This window comes from Veillonella orientalis (genome assembly GCF_018406505.1).
In the GTDB taxonomy this organism is placed as follows: domain Bacteria; phylum Bacillota; class Negativicutes; order Veillonellales; family Veillonellaceae; genus Veillonella; species Veillonella nakazawae.
Genome location: NZ_AP022322.1, coordinates 1350838 through 1372023 on the forward strand (window position 1 = coordinate 1350838; position 21186 = coordinate 1372023).

Annotated in this window: 15 protein-coding genes, 1 tRNA gene and 3 rRNA genes; 2 read left to right on the forward strand and 17 right to left on the reverse strand. The window is 41.3% G+C overall.

Annotation, left to right across the window (positions count from 1 at the left end; all coding sequences use genetic code 11):
• Positions 1–20: 20 nt before the first annotated feature.
• The 14 genes from rsmI to VEIS1202513_RS06175 all read right to left on the reverse strand — a co-directional run bounded on the left by rsmI (position 21) and on the right by VEIS1202513_RS06175 (position 14718).
• Entirely contained in the window at positions 21–869 is an 849-nt protein-coding gene (gene rsmI / locus VEIS1202513_RS06110) for a 16S rRNA (cytidine(1402)-2'-O)-methyltransferase (RefSeq protein WP_213467038.1), read from the reverse strand.
• Positions 859–1584: a tRNA1(Val) (adenine(37)-N6)-methyltransferase gene (locus VEIS1202513_RS06115; protein ID WP_213467040.1), complete on the reverse strand. Its 726-nt coding sequence runs from the start codon at positions 1582–1584 to the stop codon at positions 859–861. The genes rsmI and VEIS1202513_RS06115 overlap by 11 nt, the downstream gene beginning before the upstream one ends.
• Positions 1577–2422 carry a PSP1 domain-containing protein gene (locus tag VEIS1202513_RS06120; protein ID WP_024064291.1) on the reverse strand — a complete coding sequence of 282 codons (846 nt, stop codon included), beginning with the start codon at positions 2420–2422 and terminating at the stop codon, positions 1577–1579. Before VEIS1202513_RS06120 ends, VEIS1202513_RS06115 begins: the two co-directional genes overlap by 8 nt.
• Positions 2423–3463, reverse strand: coding sequence for a DNA polymerase III subunit (locus tag VEIS1202513_RS06125; RefSeq protein ID WP_213467042.1), 1041 nt, complete (start codon positions 3461–3463; stop codon positions 2423–2425).
• A 75-nt stretch (positions 3464–3538) separates the two neighbouring features.
• Positions 3539–4225, reverse strand: a complete 687-nt coding sequence (locus tag VEIS1202513_RS06130; RefSeq protein ID WP_129822814.1) for a dTMP kinase — start codon at positions 4223–4225, stop codon at positions 3539–3541.
• Positions 4226–4227: 2 nt separating this feature from the next.
• The gene (locus tag VEIS1202513_RS06135; protein WP_213467044.1) at positions 4228–5709 is read right to left on the reverse strand and encodes an aminotransferase class I/II-fold pyridoxal phosphate-dependent enzyme; all 1482 of its coding nucleotides are present in this window, start codon (positions 5707–5709) and stop codon (positions 4228–4230) included.
• Between the two features lie 58 nt (positions 5710–5767).
• Positions 5768–6346: an aminoacyl-tRNA hydrolase gene (gene pth / locus VEIS1202513_RS06140; protein WP_119206863.1), complete on the reverse strand. Its 579-nt coding sequence runs from the start codon at positions 6344–6346 to the stop codon at positions 5768–5770.
• 10 nt (positions 6347–6356) lie between these two features.
• On the reverse strand, positions 6357–7310 hold the full coding sequence (locus VEIS1202513_RS06145; RefSeq protein ID WP_005387130.1) for a ribose-phosphate diphosphokinase: 954 nt from the start codon (positions 7308–7310) through the stop codon (positions 6357–6359).
• A 126-nt stretch (positions 7311–7436) separates the two neighbouring features.
• Positions 7437–8810 (reverse strand): bifunctional UDP-N-acetylglucosamine diphosphorylase/glucosamine-1-phosphate N-acetyltransferase GlmU, encoded by a 1374-nt coding sequence (glmU, locus tag VEIS1202513_RS06150; protein WP_213467046.1) that lies wholly within the window; start codon positions 8808–8810, stop codon positions 7437–7439.
• A 127-nt stretch (positions 8811–8937) separates the two neighbouring features.
• A complete protein-coding gene (gene purR / locus VEIS1202513_RS06155) occupies positions 8938–9756 on the reverse strand; it encodes a pur operon repressor (RefSeq protein ID WP_105088960.1) in 819 nt (272 codons plus the stop codon).
• A 224-nt stretch (positions 9757–9980) separates the two neighbouring features.
• Positions 9981–10589, reverse strand: a complete 609-nt coding sequence (locus VEIS1202513_RS06160; protein ID WP_213467047.1) for a peptidoglycan-binding protein — start codon at positions 10587–10589, stop codon at positions 9981–9983.
• Between the two features lie 255 nt (positions 10590–10844).
• Positions 10845–12017 carry a Na+/H+ antiporter NhaA gene (gene nhaA, locus VEIS1202513_RS06165; RefSeq protein WP_213467049.1) on the reverse strand — a complete coding sequence of 391 codons (1173 nt, stop codon included), beginning with the start codon at positions 12015–12017 and terminating at the stop codon, positions 10845–10847.
• Between the two features lie 28 nt (positions 12018–12045).
• A complete protein-coding gene (gene nhaA, locus VEIS1202513_RS06170; protein ID WP_213467051.1) occupies positions 12046–13200 on the reverse strand; it encodes a Na+/H+ antiporter NhaA in 1155 nt (384 codons plus the stop codon).
• Between the two features lie 192 nt (positions 13201–13392).
• A complete protein-coding gene (locus tag VEIS1202513_RS06175; protein WP_213467053.1) occupies positions 13393–14718 on the reverse strand; it encodes a PepSY-associated TM helix domain-containing protein in 1326 nt (441 codons plus the stop codon).
• Between the two features lie 136 nt (positions 14719–14854).
• On the opposite strand from VEIS1202513_RS06175, the gene VEIS1202513_RS06180 reads away from it, so the two are divergent.
• Together VEIS1202513_RS06180 and VEIS1202513_RS06185 are read left to right on the forward strand one after the other, a co-directional pair.
• A tRNA-Gly gene (locus VEIS1202513_RS06180) sits at positions 14855–14928 on the forward strand.
• A 123-nt stretch (positions 14929–15051) separates the two neighbouring features.
• Positions 15052–15261 (forward strand): TOBE domain-containing protein, encoded by a 210-nt coding sequence (locus tag VEIS1202513_RS06185; RefSeq protein ID WP_105088956.1) that lies wholly within the window; start codon positions 15052–15054, stop codon positions 15259–15261.
• A 579-nt stretch (positions 15262–15840) separates the two neighbouring features.
• Here VEIS1202513_RS06185 and rrf read toward each other — a convergent pair.
• From rrf to VEIS1202513_RS06200, 3 genes are all read right to left on the reverse strand, one after another.
• Positions 15841–15957 (reverse strand): 5S ribosomal RNA (gene rrf / locus VEIS1202513_RS06190).
• Between the two features lie 74 nt (positions 15958–16031).
• A 23S ribosomal RNA gene (locus VEIS1202513_RS06195) occupies positions 16032–18966 on the reverse strand.
• Between the two features lie 331 nt (positions 18967–19297).
• Positions 19298–20860, reverse strand: a 16S ribosomal RNA gene (locus VEIS1202513_RS06200).
• The 16S, 23S and 5S rRNA genes sit together here, the layout of an rRNA operon.
• Between the last annotated feature and the right edge of the window lie 326 nt (positions 20861–21186).

Here is a 21186-nt window from a genome sequence, read left to right on the forward strand (position 1 = left end):
TAACCTTCGAATGGGAAGGTTTAACGTTCTACAATATTATATACATCCCGGCGGGAAACGTTAAAACGTTTTGCCACCTGGCGAATTGCTTCTTTCTTAGGTATCCCTGTATCTACAAGGGCTTGTACAGCATCTACATACGATACTGGTTCACCCGAAACTTCACTAGTATCGGACTCAATCGTATCAGCGCCACCTACGATGAGAACAAATTCCCCTTTATAGGTGAGCTGATCCAAATCATTTACAAGGTTTTCCAAATCGGTGCGCACAAAGGTTTCAAACTTCTTCGTCAATTCCCTTGCCACCGTTATGGATCGATTCCCAAAGGCTTCATACATATCTTGTAAGACCTCTTGCAATCGGTGGGGTGCTTCATAAAACATCAAGGTGCCCGTTACTTGTGAAAGTCGTTGTAATTCTTCAACTCGATGTTTACCCCGCTTCGGTAAGAAACCTGCAAAGGTAAAGGATTTAGTATCTAAGCCAGATGCAATAAGTGCGGTCAGTGCTGCATTAGCACCAGGCAATGGTACTACCGTTATGTCTTTTTCAATAGCCTTCGTTACTAGGTCAGCCCCTGGATCAGATATAGCAGGCATACCTGCATCACTAACGCAAGCAATGGACTGGCCTTCTAATAAAAGCTCCATAATATAAGTACCCTTTTCTTCCTTATTATGTTCATGATACGAAATCAAAGGCTTCTTAATGTCAAAATGTTTTAATAATATGCCTGTATGGCGCGTATCTTCGGCAGCGATAGCATCTACTTCACCTAAGATACGAACTGCCCGATAGGTCATATCTTCTAAATTACCTATCGGTGTAGGCACTAAATATAAGATGCCCCATTCGTTATCGTTCATACCAAGAGGACACCTCCTTTGTGTACACATTAGGCTTTTCATAAACGATTAGTGGTGGCTCTAACACAAGACCAGCCTGACCTTGATAGAGAGCCTCTATTAGTACAAGTTTCGCAGGTTTATCTATCATACCGTGAATAAAGCGAATTCGCTTAGCTTGAAAGTTAGCTATTTCCAGTTCATGCAGCACATATTGTAAGCGACTAGCACTATAAATCATCCATAAACGACCTTTACACTTGATAAAGGACTGTACAGCGTTCAAAACCTCTTCTAATGTTGTATGTCCATCATGAAGTGCTAGGGCTCGTTCTTCAGATACAGGCTTTCCACCGCTTTCACAATCATAAAAAGGAGGGTTTACAATAACTCCATCAAAAGGCTTGTCTTGTACATCCCGATACGACATATGACGATAATCGCCACATAACATCGTTACCACATCTTGTTTATGATTGTATTCAACACTACGTTGAGCCAACTCAATGATAGTCTTATTAATATCAATGCCCGTTATATGGCCCGCTCCTAATGACGTACCAATGAGTGGCATAACACCCGTTCCCGTGCCTAGATCAACATAGGTATGACGACCATTAAAACCGCAAAAGTGAATGAGCGCAATAGCGTCAAAGGAAAAGCGAAACATATCAGTACGCTGATAAAGCTGTAAGCCATCTATAATTAAATCATCAAGTCTTTCTTGATCATTCATCAGGCAATGCCACCTCGGACCATTTCAAATCAATGGTGCGACCTGCTTCAAGCTGTACCTTTACAGTATGCTTGTGATGATTTACCTTCAAGACCTTACCGATGCCTTCATCGGTGACGACCTCCTTACCAATACCTGGAGGCGCCACATCTTGAGGGGCTTGAGGGCGTTCCTTCTTCACATATAGGTCGCCACCTTTTTTATATAAGTCATCTTCGTAGTTAAGACAGCACATTAAACGACCGCATACACCTGAGATTTTTGTAGGATTCAGACTCAAATTTTGGTCCTTAGCCATACGAATCGATACAGGTGTGAAGTCACCTAAGAAGTTAGAGCAACATAAAGGTCGACCACAAGCGCCGATACCATTTAGGACCTTAGCCTCATCACGGACGCCTACTTGACGCAACTCAATGCGCGTTCTAAATACTGTTGCTAAATCTTTAACGAGCTCACGGAAGTCAATACGACCATCAGCGGTAAAGAAAAATATAATCTTATTCATATCAAATGTGTATTCCACATTGATAAGTTTCATAGGTAACTTACGTTTTTCGATTTTTTCGAGACAAATATCAAAGGCTTTTTCTTCGCGCTCTTTATTCTTCTCAATTTGTTTTAAGTCCTTTGGTGTCGCCTTTCTAATAACTGGCTTAACAGGGGCTACAACAGTATCTTCAAAGACCTCTTTTGGTCCGATCACAACTGTACCGTATTCAACGCCACGTGCCGTTTCAACGATAACCCCATCACCAACGGATAGTTCTAATTGTTCAGGCAGAAAATAATAAATCTTCCCAGCCTTTTTAAAGCGTACGCCAACTATGGTTAGCATTTAATCCTCCTCCCGAGCATCATGAAGGGCGATACTAAGACCGTCCACCACGAGAGCGGTTTTTATATGTAAGCGCAAAGCCCGTTCCGCTTGCAATGTTTCAGTAATGACCTGAGACAATGCTTGCATAGACCAGCGCGGTAATAATCGTAATAATTGAGTTTTGTACATAGGTACTTGTAATTGTCCGTCTTGAGCCCCCATTTTAAGAGCCATCATATCTCTACTTACAAGACGTAACCAATGCATCAATTCTGTTAGACTTTCACGAGGTAAGCTTTCACAAGCTAGAGAAATCATAGAAAACCATCTTGTTTCAAAAGCGAGCATGTCCATTACCTTAACAGCTAACTCTAGCATTTCAATGCGACCTTGAGTAGCCAATTTTTCCACTAACTGTGGATTGCCATGACCGGCTAACAAAGCCTGCTCAATATCACCTGTGATGCCACGTGCCACAAGTGCCGTGCGAATCGTATCTACATCAACACTGTTAAAACCAACGCCCATACATCTTGAAACGATGGTCGGCAATACGGTGTTAATTTTATTCGTAATAATGATGAAATACACCTGTTCTGGCGGTTCTTCAATGGTTTTTAACATAGCATTTGCCATGACTGCGTTAGCCGTATGAAAATCCTCTACAATAACTACGCGGTTACCATTACCTGCTACTGACAGATGATCTTGCAATAAGGAATACCACTGTTCCACCTTTAAGGTCGTCTTCATAGGACGAATCCAAAAGGCATCCCCCTTATCCATATAGATAGGCAAACCTTCTGCTTCAATACGTTTTTCAGTCTCACCATTAGCAAGACGTGCTCCTTTAACGTCAGCTAAATACGATTCTCCCTTGGGTTGAGAGAATACTTGACGTCCTAATAATAAGGATGCCAAACCGATTGCCATATCTAGCTTACCAAGACCTGCTTCACCATAAAACAAAAGGCTATGTGGCAATGCATTGCGACTTACAAGTTCCGATAGGTGTGCCTTGATCGAATCTTGACCAATTATAGAATCAAAATATGTCATAGCCCCTCCTATCAATACATGCTCAATATTAATATTATATAAGAAAAAGGCGACTTTTAAAAGAGTCGCCCTATCCTAAGGTAGTAGATTTACTACTGCTTGATATACATCGTTATGAATTTCTTCAATGGTGCGCAATGCATATTGACTGGAATCATCTTTTGTAGCACAAGGAATTCGGTGCCATTGATAGCGTTCTACTAGCTCTTCATAGGCATCGTGAACAGCTACTAAATATTGATGATTTCCTTCATGAATATCCCCTGTATTACCGCCCGTTTTACCAGTGCGCTCAGCCATTAAGGCTTCACTCACTTCGAGTGGCATATCTAAGAGACATACCGCATCAGGTGTGGGCAAAGCAAATTTGTTAAATTCAAAGTCTTCAAGCCAATCTAAAAATGCAGTACGTTCCTTTGGATCATTGTATTTAACCATTTGGTGCACCATATTAGATGTTGTATAACGATCTGCAATGATGATACCACCATTTTTATAGAACTGTTCCCAATCAGTTCTAAAAGAAGCAAAGCGATCGATAGCGTACATAGAGCTTGCCACATAAGGATTTACATCATGCACATCTTTGCCAAATTCTCCAGCTAGATACATTTTTATAGGCATAGCAGCACCGCTATCATAATTCGGAAAGCTTACAGATTTAACTGCATGACCTTCCTTGGTTAATCGCTCTACTAATAGTTTAGTTTGCGTAGCCTTACCGCTACCATCTCCACCTTCTAGTATGATTAAAGTCCCCATAATTACTCCTGTAACACCCAAATTGTTTCCAATGACATATCATCGGCTCCATTCGGCACATACCCTAGAGCCTTCCGATTCTCTATATATTGTAACACAGAGGAGCTAATCTCTTCACCTACCGCTACACAAGGAATCCCTGGAGGATAATAAGCAATAGTCTCTCCTGCAATACGATGCAGTGCATCTCGTAAAGGCACTTGCTCACGATTAGCATACATAGCATTGCGAGGAGTTACACGCACAATAGGTTTTGGTAGCAATGAAGAATCTTTACTAAGATTTTCTGCATTCTCCACCACGTTACTATTATCTACTTTAGATGTATGTAATATCGTATCACTTATAGTTTGTACGGCTTGAATGAGGGACGTTACAGACTCTTTTGTATCGCCAATAGTAATGAGTACTAACACATGGTGCGCTTCCACTAACTCTACCTCAATACGATATTCTCGCAACATCCGTTCAAACTCAATACCTGTCAGTCCAAGTGCTTTAGCATCAATTAGTACTTTTGTACAATCATAGTTTACTACTCGTTCTTGAATGTCTATATATTCCATAGTAGTAATACCTGAAATCTTATTGAGCTCATGACTCAAATATAAGCTCAATTCTACGGTTCGACTTATTAACGCCTTACCTTCGGTGGCTAATTGATGACGCGCCATATCTAAAGAAGCAAGGAATATGTAATTGGGACTCGTGCTTTGTAGCATTTGATGCATTTGCGTAATGCGACGCTGATTGATTTTATCCCCTTGGCCTAATAGCCAAGAGGTTTGTGTCAAAGATCCTACCGATTTATGTGTGCTTTGTGCTACTAAGTCTGCACCTGCTGCAATGGCTTCGATAGGTAAATTTTTTGAAAATGGTAAATGAGGTCCGTGAGCTTCATCAACAAGAACAATCATACCTCGTTTATGCGCTTCTTTCACAATATTTACAATATCGACACCTACACCATAATAGTTTGGATACACCAAGAGGATAGCCTTTGCTTCTGGATGTGCATCCATGGTTTTAACGACATCATCTAACGATACACCTAAAGGAATACCCCAACGCTCATCAAATTGACAATCCATATAGACCGGCTTGGCGCCAGATAACACTAAGCCACTAATAACGGAACGATGTGCTTCTCGAGGAATAATAATCGTTTCATCAGGACCTACAGTGCCCATAATCATCGCTTCAATCAAAGCAGTAGTACCATTAATGGAGAACCAACAATGATCAGCTCCATATAACCGTGCTGTTAAGTCCTGAGCCTCTTTTAATTCCCCTTCAGGTTCATGTAAATCATCTAAGGCATACATAACACCTAAGTCATAGGGTAGTGCCGGTCCCATCCAGTCTTTTAGTAGTTGAGGTGCTTCTACACCAATCTTATGGCCTGGTGTATGAAAAGGGACAAAATGTTGTTTTTTATATGATTCTAAGGCCTCTACAAAAGGCATTCTTTCTTGATTACTCATATTTACCTCGTAAAAAAGGCATGAATCTCAATGAGACTCATGCCCTTATGCATGTTATTTATCGCTGTGGACGACGCTTAGGATTGAACTGATTCATCCCTTTATCGATGCCCACCTCTAAAGTACCTAATACAGCTTTCACAGTATTCTTGATACCCTTTTGTACCTTCTCTTGTGATTCTTCACTAAATGGTGCTAACACATGATCAATGACAGTCCATTGTGGCAACGGACGGCCAATGCCTACGCGGAAACGCGGAAAGTTTTCTGTGCCTATATGGGAGATTAAGGATTTAATCCCATTATGCCCACCAGAACTACCATTTGGTCGAATACGTAATTTGCCTACCGGTAAATCCATATCATCATAAATGCAATACACGTCAGATGGGTCAATCTTATAATACCGCATCAACGGACCTACAGATTCACCACTGGCATTCATAAATGTTTGTGGCTTTACAAGCAATACCTTCTCACCATCTACAGTAATACTGCACACCTCTGCACGTTGTTCCTCTTTCCAAGGCGTGTGAGGTACGCTATCGGCAATGGCATCGATAACCATAAATCCAATATTATGTTTTGTCGCTTCATATTGCTTGCCTGGATTACCAAGGCCTACTACTAATTTCAAGAATCACCTATTATTTATCAAATAAATTACTTACTGAAACTTCATGAAAGATACGCATAATTGCTTCGCCCAATAATGGAGCTACAGATAATTGCGTTACATTGTCTAATTTGCAATTTTCTGGTAATGGCATTGTGTTTGTTACGATTAGCTCTTTAATGTTAGAGTTTGCAATGCGTTCACTTGCTGGATCTGTTAATACAGCATGGGTAACAGCAGCCATAACAGATTTTGCACCAAATTCTTCTAATGCTTTAGCGCCTTCTACAAGGGAACCTGCTGTATCTACAATATCGTCAACGATGATGCAGTTTTTACCTTTTACATCGCCAATAAGATTCATAACTTTAGCTACGCCTGGTTCAGGACGTTTTTTCTCGATAATTGCGATTGGCGCACCGATGCGGTCAGCCAAATCACGAGCACGAGTTACACCGCCAAGGTCTGGAGATACAACAATCACATCTTCAAGATTTTTTTCATTAATGTATTTAGCTAAAATGGATGCACCATATAAATGATCTACTGGCACATCAAAGAAGCCTTGAATTTGACCTGCATGTAAGTCAATTGTTACAAGACGTGTAATACCAGAAGTTTGCATCAAGTTTGCTACTAATTTTGCAGTAATTGGTTCACGGCCACGAGTCTTACGGTCTTGGCGAGCATAGCCATAGTAAGGTACTACAGCAGTAATATGGCGTGCAGAAGCGCGTTTTAACGCATCAGCCATAACCATTAATTCCATCAAATTGTCGTTTACAGGATAGCTAGTTGGTTGAATGATAAATACATCTTTGCCACGTACGCTTTCATCAATCATAATTTGTACTTCGCCATTGTTAAAGCGACCTACAAATGCTTCACCTAAAGGCAAACCTAAATAATCACAAATTTCCTTTGCCAATGCAGGATTCGCATTACCTGTGAAAATTTTAAGTTTTTTGCCGTCTTCAAATGCCATTTTGTTACCCTTTCATTTGTTCCTATACTGGTTACTTATCCATAATCATCCATTACAGATACACACTATTGCCTTTTTATTGTATACTATTTTGCCCTAATTGTGTTAAAAAATTATAATATTTTTTTATTTCTTTTTGAAAGTATCATCAGTTACCCAATTTTCTTTCACAATTTGCTTGCTACGGCCTACGGCTAACGCCTTATCTGGTACATTTTTAGTAATGGTAGAACCTGCACCTACATAGCTATAATTACCTACTGTTACAGGAGCTACTAAATTACTATTACAGCCTACGAAAGCGCCATCGCCAATTGTAGTACGATGTTTAACTTTACCATCATAGTTTACAGTAATCGTACCGCAGCCAATATTAACACCAGAGCCTACGTCGCTATCGCCGATGTAGGAAAGATGTGGGAACTTAGTACCTTCCCCAACATTGGAGTTTTTAACCTCTACGAAGTTACCTACATGGACCTTGTTACCAAGCACGGTATTAGGGCGCAAGTGAACATATGGACCTACATCTACACCGTCTTTTACTTCGCAGTCATGACCATATGTGAAGTGAATAATCGTATCATTACCTACTTTTACATTCGTCAAACGAGTATGTGGACCAATTTCACAGCGCTCACCAATGACAGTATTTCCTTCGAGGATTGTACCAGGGTGCAAGATTGTATCGGCCCCTACTGTTACCTCTGGATCTACATAAGTATTGGCAGGATCAATAATAGTAACACCAGCTGTCATTAGCTCAACATTTTTACGATGCTTCAAAATAGATTCAGCTTCCGCTAATTGCAAGCGAGAGTTTACGCCTAGAGACTCTTCAAAGTCCTTTGTCATATACGCGCTTACCTTGTCGCCACCATTTACAAGAATACCAACTACATCAGTGATATACAATTCACCTTGTGCATTATCATCAGATAATTGATCTAAGCAAGGCCATAATTTTTTACTATCAAAAGCATACATGCCTGTATTAACTTCTTGAACAGCTAATTCCTCTGGTTTACCATCTTTTTGCTCTACAATGCGAACTACAGAACCTTCTTCATTGCGGATAATACGGCCATAACCTGTTGGATCTGGCATATGAGCGGTTAAAATTGTCGCTGCTGCACCAGAATTTTTATGTTCTTCTAACAGTGCTTCTAAACTTTCTTTTGTAACAAGTGGTGTATCGCCACAAAGTAATAAGATAGTTCCGTCATAATCACCAAGTACTGGTTGAGCCATTTTTACAGCATGACCTGTACCATTTTGCTCTTCTTGACGAACAAATTCAGCGCGGTCCCCCAAGTAATTTTGTACCGCATCACCGCCAAAGCCTACGATAACCACATCGCGATTTGTACCGATAGACTGAACCGTTTCAAGAACGCGCTCTACCATCGCCTTACCGCCAACCTTGTGCAATACCTTTGGCAATTTAGACTTCATGCGCGTACCCTTACCAGCAGCTAAAATAAGGCTTGCAATATTCATAGTAATCTCCTATCTGTTATCTCTCATATATCTGACTTTTTAATAGTACTTACATCATATTAGCCCATTGTCCAATATGCGATATAAAGTCATTATATCTAACTATAATGTATCTAATATTAATTGTTTATTCTTCATCAAATACTGGTTCTATATTAATTTTCTTTGTATTTTCATCAATACCATAGAACGTAAATAATGATTCATAATCATCGATTAATTTTGGATTTGGCTCTGCCGTTGCTACAAGAACACCGGTCCCAACAACGACACCACTCATTTCTAAAACAAGTTCTTTAAGACCTTTTGCTGTGCCCCCTGCTTTCATAAAATCATCGATAATTAAAACCCTAGCATTGGGAGGAATCGCTCTCTTTGTTAACGTCATGGTCTGAATACGACCAGAGGATCCTGTTACATAGTTGATACTAATAGCGGATCCTTCTGTTACCTTACTATCACGACGAGCAATGACGAGAGGTTTGTTGAAAGCTCGTGCTACCATGACAGCTAAAGGAATCCCCTTTGTTTCAACGGTCAGAATATAATCAGGGTTGCGGTCCATAAAACGGGTCATAATGATTTCCCCAAGGCGTGTCATTACATGCCAATCATATAAGATATCAGACATGTAAATAAACCCACCAGGAATGATACGGTCTGGCTCCATCAAGCGAGTTTGCACATCTCGTAAAATATCATTAGCTTGAGCACCCTTACGATGAGGAATGAAACGCACTCCGCCTGCTACGCCAGCTACGGTTTCTAATGTACCAAGCTGAAAATGCTCCATAGACTGTCTCACACAGGTTAAGTCTTCACTAACCGTAGACTTTGCCATGCCAAAGAAGTCACAGAAATAATTTAAAGGAATCAATTTTTGCGGTGAATCAACTAACAATTTAGTCATTGCCACCATGCGTTCCACACGCCGTACTTTATCCATAGAATTTCCTTTACCATTCATCATATAACTATTGATTACACTCATGTGACAAATGTCATGAGTTATTTCAAATATATCTGTGTTTATTATACCATAATTTCCGAATATTCGAGGTTATAGAAACATTATAATTCGGCAAAATAAAAACTCTCTAGTCCTCATATAATACTGTAAGTTTAGACCTTATAGTCTATTACACTATTATATGTACTAGAGAGTTTTTATTATAAAACGTAAACCTTCACAGTTTGACGACCAAACTGCAATGCTTCAGAACGAGAATCATAAGCTAAGTCAATTCTATGACCTTTGATAGCGCCACCAACATCATCAGCTACAGCATAACCATAACCTTCAATGTATAATCGCGTACCTAATGGAATTAATTTTGGATCTACAGATACGATGCCCTTCTTTAAGCGACTACCTGTAGCCGTATAATTACCATTGCCAGGATCTTGAGCAGAATAAGCACTAGCTTGCATAGTTAAAACGCGAGAGTATTTATTTGGTACACCATTATGACTTAATTCTGTACCATGTCCACCATAACGAGTCTCCATCTTTTCTAAAGCATTCATCGTACTAGGACCAACGCGACCATCTACAGCGAGTCCCTTTGACTTTTGAAATTTCCGTACAGCTTGTTCCGTATTATGACCGTAAATACCATCTACAGAATCATCTAAAAAACCTTGATGCTTTAACATGGTTTGCACCTTGCTAACATGGTGCCCCCGTTGTCCCCGATCAATCGTTTTTGCCAATGATACGGAAGATACCATTGTAGTCATACAAACAAGCGTACATGCGATAATTATTTTCTTAACCATATACACCTCACCTTACATCAGTAGTATACTATACAGTTTTAAATAATCTATAAACCATATTGAGATAGCAATACAAAAAATGCATATATAATGCACGTTTTTAACTATATCTCAAATCTAGTACTACATATATAGCATAGAAATATAGTATAGCAATGAAAAATCTCCATTATAGTCTGCCCAATCAAGTAAAGTTTTTACGTTTTGATTATATAGACAGTCAATAATGGAGACTTTTATAATACCTATTTAATTTTAACAGTTATGATATACACCTATATGGCATTCCTTACGCTTAGCACCAACTATACGTAAGTATGTATAGCCAATAACAGCAGAAATGATGGAACCGATTAATACGCCACCCTTAGCCATCTCTTGAGCATGACCTGGATCAAAAGCTAAAACGGAAACAAATATACTCATAGTAAAACCAATACCACATACAATGGAGGTACCATAAATAAATTTCCAGTTAGCTTCTGCTGGCATAGGTACAATACCTAACTTAATCATCCCAAACATAGCACCAAAGATACCGATTTGTTTACCTAAAATAAGGCCTAGTGCAACACCTAAAACAACAGGATGTGTTAAATCTGCTACACCGAATCCAGCAAGACTTACACCGGCATTAAAGAAAGCAAAAATAGGAACAATCACAAAGCTTACCCAGTTAGATAAATAATGTTCCCAATGTTGCATTGGTCTAACATATTTACGACCAATCTTACCCCGTTCAGGAATTGTCATCGCCAAGATTACACCAGCCATAGTAGCATGTAATCCAGAGCGAAGAATGCAATACCATAAAATTAAGCCAAGAATGATATAGGATAAAGATCTAACGTAACCAGACCGATTACAGTAAATCAATAAGCCCGTTACAATAACAGCACCTACTAGATAAAAAAGATTAAGATTCGATGCATAAAAAATAGCAATAACAATGATGGCAATTAAGTCATCAATAACCGCTAAGGCTGTCAAAAACACCTTCATAGAGTTAGGAACTCTAGACCCTAAAGCAGTTATAACACCTATAGCAAAAGCAATGTCAGTCGCAGTTGGAATAGCCCAACCATGAACATACACTTCACTAGAACCAGCAATAAGATAGTAAATAATAGCAGGTACTAACACACCAAATAATGCAGCAACACCTGGCATAATACGCTTAGCATTCGTATTAAGTTCACCACTTACTAATTCACGCTTTACTTCTAACCCAACAAAGAGGAAGAAAATTGCCATTAGTGCATCATTAACCCACTCCATAGTTGTTAATGGACCTAGCTTTAAATTAACAAGTGACATATACTGTATCGCTAATGGAGAGTTTGCTACGATTAATGCAATAAGTGTAGCTCCTAGTAGAACAGCAGTCGCCGAACCAGGAGAACGTAAAAATACAAATATCCGTTCCATATGATTCCTTCCTAATATAATACGTTCATTATTTATGCTTAAAAGTTCTTATTTTATATGCCAAAATTAAGACTATAGCACCTAATAAACCAGAAATAATAGAACCTATAAAGATACCAATTTTAGACATTTCTTGATTGACACCAGGTGGAAATGCCAATGTAGCTACAAATAAGCTCATAGTAAAACCAATACCACAAACGATGGCAGTACCATAAACCTCTGGCCATGTTGTATTAGTAGGCATCTTGATAATCTTAGATTTAACCAAAACGAAAACTGCAGAGAAAATACCAAACTGTTTACCTAAAATAAGGCCTAATGAAACGCCTAGTACAACAGGATGGAATAAGTGATCTACTGAAACATCAGCAAAGGATACCCCTGCATTTAAGAAACTAAATAAAGGAATAATTAAAAAATTAACCCAATGCTTCAGTTTATCTGCCCATTTCTGCATAGGATATACTGTTTCACCGTCAAGTTTACCTGTTGCAGGAATCGTCATAGCTAAGACAACCCCAGCAATAGTTGCATGAACGCCAGATTTTAATACAAAATACCAAAGAACTGCACCCAATACACCATATAATACAGGTCTCACATACCCCTGTTTATTAGTATACCACAATGCGCCTGTTACGATAGCGGCACCAATCAAATACGGAAAGTCTACACCGGCACCGTAGAAGATAGCTATAACGATAATAGCAATTAAATCATCAATAACAGCTAAGGCAGAAAGAAAAGCTTTCATAGCTTGAGATACACGTTTACCAAGCATCATAATAACACCTATGGCAAATGCAATATCTGTAGCTGTTGGAATCCCCCATCCATGGGTATACTCAGGAACAGAACCAGCAATTAAGAAATATACTAAAGCGGGTGTAACAACACCTGCAAAAGCGGCTAAGAGTGGTAATACTCTTTTTGAATTTGTATTCAATTCGCCAGAAATCATTTCTGATTTAATCGCTAGCCCTACATATAGGAAAAAGAGTGCCATTAACCCATCATTAACCCATTCCAATATATCCATCGGTCCCCAATAGACGTGCATTAATGAAAAATACTGTTCTGCTAATGGAGAGTTTGCTGTAATAACACCAAGAATAGCGGCAAGTAAGAGCATAATACCGCCAGATGATTCAGACTGAATAAATGCTTTTATATAATTCATAGTAACTACCACTTTCTCAATTATAAATATAAATACAGAATTTTATACATAAAAACTATTTATTTAAATTTATTATATCATTTCACTTCGAAAATAATCAATAAACTAATGATGAACCATGCGGATTAAGTCTAGAGTAATCAAACATTTGCGACATACTTATACTTATGGAGCAAGCTAATAAAATACTGATTAATAATTATTCCCTCTGATCAGAGAAATTAAGAATCCAATAAGTGGAATGGTTAAACAAATGGCAGCTATACTATTTGTGATTGGATTAGACCAAAGAGGCACAATAAAACCTAGGAGAACTAAAATACTATAAAGGATAGGTTTACGCCAAACATGTTGTATCTCAACGGGTGCTCTAGATTCCATAGCACGAGATTTAACAAATTTCTTTATAATAGTCATCATAATGCCTGTTATAATACCTATAATAAGAACTATATCCCAGATGGCCCATAATATTTTAAGCACCATTGTATTATGATTATGAATATGGAGATTAATCATTGTAGTCATACTAGTAAAATACCATGGTATTGTTTTTGTAGAATACATATCCTTAGCAGAATCAGCATGTAAATTAGCATAGACAGGCTGTCCCAAAAACATAGCAGGATCATCATCATTTTCAGCACCTAAATAAAATGCATAGTGATGGTCATTAAATTTGGATGGATAATCAATAGATATAAGCTGACGATCTGGATAAGCTTTCATAATGCGAGAAATAGCTTCGGATGGTTGTAAAATTTCGGATTGATCCGATGAAAGCTCTTGCTTTGCAGTATGTAGTACATCTGCATTATAACTGTCATTGGCAATAAAAAATCCACCTATCCATACACCTGTAATACATAAGATAAATCCCCATACAGTAGCAACCATTGCAAACTCTCGATGCAATGAACTTAATTTCATATGATTTGACAATACTGCAGATTTTGCAAAACTTTTACGAAATGGCCCGTATAAAAAAATACCAGAAACAATAGATACACCACATAGGAACGATAAAATTGTTACAATGTAAATCCCTGTCTTTCCAAGATCCAATCTTGTATGTAGTTGATGAAGCGTATGTAATACACTTCGAACCCAAGGATGAGCAGGTGTTTCATGATGGGTAGTAATGAGAGCCTTTGTTTCAGGATTATATAATGCATAATCTCCACCCATACCCATACGTGCTGGAGGTGCTACGGTAGCTGATGATTCAATAATACGATACCGTAAAAGATGTGAAGCACCCATGGCAGGAGAAATATTTAAAATATCCTTTGACGGATATTTTGCCTTAACTAGTAGAGCCCCTTCATCAGCATAATCAAAAATAGGTGTCTCTTCTTGCCCCATAGCCATTGAAGATGAGGTATGGTTCGTGCCCCCTTGAGCCCACGCATTTAATTCAGTTCTGAACATGAGGATAAGCCCTGTAATACAGAACATTAAGAAAAATATCACAGAAACTATAGATAACCATTTATGGATTTTATAAATCTTAGACATACATATGCCTCCTTCCTCATTATTTTATACATCTATTCTTATATCAGTACAATACAGATACTACTATAGGTATTGAGTATATAAACAAGCTCCACTTGAATGAACATATTATAGTATGATACAATATGTTCATCATGCGGGCGTAGTTCATCGGTAGAATGCGAGCTTCCCAAGCTTGAGAGGAGGGTTCGATTCCCTTCGCCCGCTCCATATTAAGCTGTGATATAAATCACGGCTTATTTTATAATTAATGATATAATATACATAGATATATTTCTATATATACACTATATACATGTATTTGTATTGTATACGTCTTATAAGGAGTAAAATATGAAATTAAGTGCAAGAAATCAATTAAAAGGTACAATTGTTGAAATTCAAGAAGGTGCCGTAAACGCAATCGTTAAAATCAATGTAGGTAATGATAACGTTATTACTGCAGATATTACAGTTCAATCTGTTAAAGAATTGGGCTTAGCAGTAGGTAAAGAAGTATACGCTGTTATCAAAGCAACTAACGTAATGGTTGGTGTAGAATAATAAAAAATTAGAGCTGCTTAGGCAGCTCTTTTTTTGTATATATAATTAATAATATAAGTTATAAATAAGCTCTGTGATTTTATGATCACGGGGCTTGTTATAATTACATCATTTAAAGTAACTCAACGGCTTTACTGTTCGGTAATATTGGCACGTTGTGCCGCGTTACCGTATGGATATAGTTTGCCTCCTACCACCAGCCGCAGGATGCTTAATCAGCGAGTTCTTATGTACGGTTCTTCCCTCCAGGATACTGGGTGTTCGTCGCTGTGGATGGACCTATGTAGCTACGCTACATGTCCATCTTACGCTCCGAACTAAGCGATGCAGTGAATCTGTCGTCGTTTAATTCTTATTACCTTTAACTTTCCCTACTTGCTTCCTTACTGTGGATTTTCCTTCACTGCTTCGCAGTTCGGTAAATCTTACGTTCGGAAGAAAGTGATGCAGTGAATCTGTCGTCGCGTTGCTCCTCCATCTTCTACTGCCCTACTTTTACTGCCCTGCTTACCAGGTACCCTGGGAGGATAGGAAGCCATACATAAAAAAAAGACACACCCTCAGGTGTGCCTTTAGCTTAATCAGCGGCTTCCTATCCTCCCAGGCCGTCTCCAGCCAAGTACTTTCGGCGTTTATGAGCTTAACTACTGTGTTCGAGATGGGAACAGGTGGATCCTCATAGCCATCGCCACTGAATCTGTCAGAGTTTGTACTCTGAAAACCACATAGAAGTTATATATATTTGTTGCACATTCCGCTTAATGTTTGTTTAAGTAAAGCCCTCGATCTATTAGTACCAGTCAGCTCCAAACCTCACGGCTCTTCCACACCTGGCCTATCAACCATGTCGTCTACATGGGATCTTACTAGCTTATGCTATGAGAAACCTCATCTCAAGGCTGGTTTCACGCTTAGATGCTTTCAGCGTTTATCCGTCCCGAACGTAGCTACCCAACTGTACCCTTGGCAGGATAATTGGTACACCAGCGGTTCGTCCACTCCGGTCCTCTCGTACTAGGAGCAGCCCCCTTCAAGTTTCTTGCGCCCGCGATGGATAGGGACCGAACTGTCTCACGACGTTCTGAACCCAGCTCACGTACCACTTTAATCGGCGAACAGCCGAACCCTTGGGACCTACTTCAGCCCCAGGATGTGATGAGCCGACATCGAGGTGCCAAACCTCCCCGTCGATATGGACTCTTGGGAGAGATTAGCCTGTTATCCCCAGGGTAGCTTTTATCCGTTGAGCGATGGCCCTTCCACTCGGCACCACCGGATCACTAAGCCCGACTTTCGTCCCTGCTCGACCTGTCCGTCTCGCAGTCAAGCTCCCTTCTGCCTTTACACTCTTCGAGCGATTTCCGTCCGCTCTGAGGGAACCTTTGGGCGCCTCCGTTACTCTTTAGGAGGCGACCGCCCCAGTCAAACTGCCCGCCTAAGACTGTCCGGCCGGTCGTTACTCGGCCCGTTAGAAATCAATTAATGAAAGGGTGGTATCCCAACAATGACTCCCCTAAAACTGGCGTCCTAGGTTCTACGTCTCCCACCTATCCTGTACATTCATTAACTAAGTTCAATCTTAGGTTGCAGTAAAGCTCCATGGGGTCTTTCTGTCCAGTCGCGGGTAACCTGCATCTTCACAGGTACTTCAATTTCACCGGGTCCCTCGTTGAGACAGTGCGCAAGTCGTTACACCTTTCGTGCGGGTCGGAACTTACCCGACAAGGAATTTCGCTACCTTAGGACCGTTATAGTTACGGCCGCCGTTTACTGGGGCTTCAATTCAGAGCTTCGACCGAAGTCTAACCCCTCCTCTTAACCTTCCAGCACCGGGCAGGTGTCAGCACCTATACATCAGCTTTCGCTTTAGCAGGCACCTGTGTTTGTGGTAAACAGTCGCTTGCGCCTCTCTTGTGCCACTCATTCATGCTCCATGCGTTGCTGCACTTCACACTACATGAGTCCTCCTTTTCCCGAAGTTACGGAGGCATTTTGCCGAGTTCCTTAACGAGGGTTTTCCCGCGCACCTTAGGATTCTCTCCCCGCCTACCTGTGTCGGTTTTGGTACGGGCGATGTGTCTCTACCTAGAAGCTTTTCTCGACAGTGTAGGATCAATCACTTCGTTACTATCGCTAGTAACTCGTCATCACATCTCAGCTTTTAGAGCTACGGATTTGCCTATAGCTCAACCTACATGCTTAAACACGCACTTCCAATCGCGTGCTGACCTACCTTACTGTGTCACTCCATCGATCAAACGATTCACACCGGTACAGGAATTTCAACCTGTTGTCCATCGCCTACGCTTTTCCGCCTCGGCTTAGGTCCCGACTTACCCTGAGACGACGATCGTTGCTCAGGAACCCTTAGGCTTTCGGTGGAATGGATTCTCACCATTCTTTTCGCTACTCATACCGACATTCTCACTTCTCATCAGTCCACAACTCCTTACGGTACTGCTTCAGCCCGATGAGAACGCTCCCCTACCCATATACATTGCTGCATATGACACGACTTCGGTTTTACACTTTAGCCCCGGACATTTTCGGCGCAGAGTCTCTCGACCAGTGAGCTATTACGCACTCTTTAAATGTTGGCTGCTTCTAAGCCAACATCCTGGTTGTTTTGGAAATTCCACATCCTTCGCCACTTAGTGTAACATTTGGGACCTTAGTCGGTGTTCTGGGCTGTTTCCCTCTTGACAATGGACCTTATCATTCACTGTCTGACTCCCGAGTATAAGTATAGCCATTCGTAGTTTGACTAGGTTCGGTAACCGGTATGGCCCCTAGCCCGATCAGTGCTCTACCGCCTATACTCTCAACCTCGAGGCTAGCCCTAAAGCTATTTCGGGGAGAACCAGCTATCTCCGTGTTCGATTGGCATTTCACCCCTATCCACAACTCATCCCAAAGCTTTTCAACGCTCACGAGTTCGGTCCTCCACACAATTTTACCTGTGCTTCAACCTGGCCATGGATAGATCACTACGGTTTCGGGTCTACTATTACTAACTAAACGCCCTGTTCAGACTCGCTTTCGCTGCGGCTCCGTGTTTTCCACTTAACCTCGCTAGCAACAGTAACTCGTCGGTTCATTCTTCAATAGGCACGCCGTCGTCCTGATATATATACAGACTTCGACTGTTTGTAGACATACGGTTTCAGGTTCTCTTTCACTCCCCGCCAGGGGTTCTTTTCACCTTTCCCTCACGGTACTATGCGCTATCGGTCGATATCAGTATTTTGGCTTGGAGGGTGGTCCCCCCTGCTTCCCACAAGGTTTCACGTGTCTCGTGGTACTCTGGATACAGTCCCATGTATGCAAGGTTTCGATTACAGGGCTTTCACCTTCTGCGGCTGAGCTTTCCAGCTCGATTCTTCTACCTCATTTACACTTGATGACTGTCCTCAACCCCGGTGCGGTTGCCCGCTCCGGTTTGGCCTCTTTCCCGTTCGCTCGCCGCTACTAAGAAAATCTCGTTTGATTACTTTTCCTCTGGGTAATTAGATGTTTCAGTTCCCCAGGTGCCCTCCTCATAGTCTAAGCTATGGGTGACAGTGCATAACCACTGCCGGGTTCCCCCATTCGGAAATCTACGGGTCAAAGGTTGCTTGCACCTCTCCGTAGCTTATCGCAGCTTACCGCGTCCTTCTTCGGCTGATATCGCCAAGGCATCCACCGTACGCCCTTAAAATCTTTACTTAAAATACTTTCGTATTTGAGATTTTATTGACATGCATTAGATACATTGTCGTTTTTTGTAGCCGTACATTTTCATGTACGTCACCATTAAGTCAGAGAATTATTCCTATGTGCTCGGGTCAACCTACTTAGAAATTCTAAGAGATGACCTTACAAATATAATAATTATCTTCTATGCAGTTTTCAAAGAACAATAATCTGACTACATCTTGCGACATATTCATATTATGTTTGAGAGTCTTTACAGATCTCTCAAAACCGAACAATGTTAGGTGCCAAAGTGTCGACCTAAGTGACATCCAAGCTCTTGGCTCGGTGTATGTCTCCCTAGAAAGGAGGTGATCCAGCCGCACCTTCCGATACGGCTACCTTGTTACGACTTCACCCCAATCATCGACTTTACCTTAGACGGCTGGCTCCCGAAGGTTACCCCACCGGCTTTGGGCACTTCCGACTTTCGTGGTGTGACGGGCGGTGTGTACAAGGCCCGGGAACGTATTCACCGCAGTATGCTGACCTGCGATTACTAGCGATTCCGACTTCACGTAGGCGAGTTGCAGCCTACGATCCGAACTGAGAGAGTGTTTCTCGGGTTTGCTCCACCTCGCGGTATTGCTTCCGTCTATTAACTCCCATTGTAGTACGTGTGTAGCCCAGGTCATAAGGGGCATGATGATTTGACGTCATCCCCGCCTTCCTCCGCATTGTCTGCGGCAGTCTCTCATGAGTTCCCACCCGAAGTGCTGGCAACATAAGATAGGGGTTGCGCTCGTTGCGGGACTTAACCCAACATCTCACGACACGAGCTGACGACAACCGTGCACCACCTGTTTTCTGGCTTCCGAAGAAGAGGAACCATCTCTGGTTCTGTCCATCAATGTCAAGACCTGGTAAGGTTCTTCGCGTTGCGTCGAATTAAACCACATACTCCACCGCTTGTGCGGGCCCCCGTCAATTCCTTTGAGTTTCAACCTTGCGGTCGTACTCCCCAGGCGGGGTACTTATTGCGTTAACTCCGGCACAGAAGGGGTCGATACCTCCTACACCTAGTACCCATCGTTTACGGCCAGGACTACCGGGGTATCTAATCCCGTTCGCTCCCCTGGCTTTCGCGCCTCAGCGTCAGTTTTCGTCCAGAAAGTCGCCTTCGCCACTGGTGTTCTTCCTAATATCTACGCATTTCACCGCTACACTAGGAATTCCACTTTCCTCTCCGATACTCTAGATTGGCAGTTTCCATCCCATCACGGGGTTAAGCCCCGAACTTTTAAGACAGACTGACCAATCCGCCTGCGCGCGCTTTACGCCCAATAATTCCGGACAACGCTTGCCACCTACGTATTACCGCGGCTGCTGGCACGTAGTTAGCCGTGGCTTTCTATTCCGGTACCGTCAATCCTTCTAACTATTCGCAAGAAGGCCTTTCGTCCCGATTAACAGAGCTTTACAACCCGAAGGCCGTCATCACTCACGCGGCGTTGCTCCGTCAGACTTTCGTCCATTGCGGAAGATTCCCCACTGCTGCCTCCCGTAGGAGTCTGGGCCGTGTCTCAGTCCCAATGTGGCCGTTCATCCTCTCAGACCGGCTACTGATCATCGCCTTGGTGGGCCGTTACCCCTCCAACTAGCTAATCAGACGCAATCCCCTCCTTCAGTGATAGCTTATAAATAGAGGCCACCTTTCATCCATCCTCGATGCCGAGGTCAGATCGTATGCGGTATTAGCAGTCGTTTCCAACTGTTGTCCCCCTCTGAAGGGCAGGTTGATTACGCGTTACTCACCCGTTCGCCACTAAGATTGATAGAAGCAAGCTTCCATCGCTCTTCGTTCGACTTGCATGTGTTAAGCACGCCGCCAGCGTTCGTCCTGAGCCAGGATCAAACTCTCCAAGATATCTTGAAGCTATTTGAATAGCTCATTTTATTTGTTGTCGTTACATTTAAGTAACTTTGAATTATGGTTGGTTTTGACTTTGTCAAAACCCGCACTCTGGCATATGTTCAATCGTATTGATTGATTACCTATCATTGTTCAGTTTTCAAAGATCTGTACCAGTTTCCACTACCTTCTTTCGAAGTGTTTCATCAACTGGCGACTTGATTATTCTATCAAGTTCAGCTCATTACGTCAAGCACTTTTTAAAACTTTTTTCAGAAGTTTTTTGTGCTCATCGTTTGTGCTGTGTCCTAACGACTTGTATAAGTATAGCACAAATAAAA

What these genes read in the sequence shown, in the direction of transcription:
- rsmI (WP_213467038.1), bottom strand. Translation starts at nt 869, where the DNA reads ATGAACGATAACGAATGGGGCATCTTATATTTAGTGCCTACACCGATA.
- VEIS1202513_RS06115 (WP_213467040.1), bottom strand. Translation starts at nt 1,584, where the DNA reads ATGAATGATCAAGAAAGACTTGATGATTTAATTATAGATGGCTTACAG.
- VEIS1202513_RS06120 (WP_024064291.1), bottom strand. Translation starts at nt 2,422, where the DNA reads ATGCTAACCATAGTTGGCGTACGCTTTAAAAAGGCTGGGAAGATTTAT.
- VEIS1202513_RS06125 (WP_213467042.1), bottom strand. Translation starts at nt 3,463, where the DNA reads ATGACATATTTTGATTCTATAATTGGTCAAGATTCGATCAAGGCACAC.
- VEIS1202513_RS06130 (WP_129822814.1), bottom strand. Translation starts at nt 4,225, where the DNA reads ATGGGGACTTTAATCATACTAGAAGGTGGAGATGGTAGCGGTAAGGCT.
- VEIS1202513_RS06135 (WP_213467044.1), bottom strand. Translation starts at nt 5,709, where the DNA reads ATGAGTAATCAAGAAAGAATGCCTTTTGTAGAGGCCTTAGAATCATAT.
- VEIS1202513_RS06145 (WP_005387130.1), bottom strand. Translation starts at nt 7,310, where the DNA reads ATGGCATTTGAAGACGGCAAAAAACTTAAAATTTTCACAGGTAATGCG.
- glmU (WP_213467046.1), bottom strand. Translation starts at nt 8,810, where the DNA reads ATGAATATTGCAAGCCTTATTTTAGCTGCTGGTAAGGGTACGCGCATG.
- purR (WP_105088960.1), bottom strand. Translation starts at nt 9,756, where the DNA reads ATGGATAAAGTACGGCGTGTGGAACGCATGGTGGCAATGACTAAATTG.
- VEIS1202513_RS06160 (WP_213467047.1), bottom strand. Translation starts at nt 10,589, where the DNA reads ATGGTTAAGAAAATAATTATCGCATGTACGCTTGTTTGTATGACTACA.
- nhaA (WP_213467049.1), bottom strand. Translation starts at nt 12,017, where the DNA reads ATGGAACGGATATTTGTATTTTTACGTTCTCCTGGTTCGGCGACTGCT.
- nhaA (WP_213467051.1), bottom strand. Translation starts at nt 13,200, where the DNA reads ATGAATTATATAAAAGCATTTATTCAGTCTGAATCATCTGGCGGTATT.
- VEIS1202513_RS06175 (WP_213467053.1), bottom strand. Translation starts at nt 14,718, where the DNA reads ATGTCTAAGATTTATAAAATCCATAAATGGTTATCTATAGTTTCTGTG.
- VEIS1202513_RS06185 (WP_105088956.1), top strand. Translation starts at nt 15,052, where the DNA reads ATGAAATTAAGTGCAAGAAATCAATTAAAAGGTACAATTGTTGAAATT.